At 69.4% G+C, this 519-nt stretch carries 2 protein-coding genes; one reads left to right on the plus strand and one right to left on the minus strand.

Annotated features, from left to right (window positions below):
• Nucleotides 1-152: YbaB/EbfC family nucleoid-associated protein (locus A8G15_RS28905; RefSeq protein WP_211270273.1), on the minus strand; the 152-nt coding region annotated here is incomplete at its 3' end.
• An 85-nt stretch (nt 153-237) separates the two neighbouring features.
• Between A8G15_RS28905 and A8G15_RS28910 the strand changes: the two genes are divergently transcribed.
• A partial coding sequence (locus tag A8G15_RS28910) for an N-acetylmuramoyl-L-alanine amidase (RefSeq protein ID WP_211270272.1) occupies nt 238-519 on the plus strand: 282 nt, incomplete at its 3' end.

A 519-nucleotide genomic window follows, 5' to 3' on the forward strand; every position in this document is an offset into this window, starting at 1 on the left:
GTGCCCTTGACGGTCGCGGTCACCAGTCCGCCACCGGCCTGACCGGTGACCTCCGCCTCTGCCATCTCGGCCTGAGCGGACATCAGCTGCTGCTGCATCTGCTGGGCCTGGGCGAGGAGTTGCTGCATATCGGGCATTCCACCGGGCTGCACGGGCACGTCCTTTCTGCAAGTTTTCCACCGCCAGCGTAGTCGCTCGCCGGTACCGTAACGGAATGCGTCTGCGCCGATCGACCGGATGGATTGTCCCCGTTGCGGTTGCCGCGGCCCTGGTCGCCGGGACCGGGCCCCCACCGGCCGCGGCGGCACCAAGAACTGCCAGACCACCGGAACCTCGACGGACGACGGATACGCCGAGCACACCTTCAACTGGCAGCTCGCCGAACTGGTCCGCGACGAACTCGTCGCGCTCGGCGCCCGTGTACTGCTCAGCCGGCCCGACGACAGCTCGGTCGGCAGCTGCGTCGACCGGCGGGCGATCGAGGCGAACGAGGCAGCCGCGGACGCCGTGGTCAGCCTG

The organism is Rhodococcus phenolicus (assembly GCF_001646785.1).
Classification (GTDB): domain Bacteria; phylum Actinomycetota; class Actinomycetes; order Mycobacteriales; family Mycobacteriaceae; genus Rhodococcus; species Rhodococcus phenolicus.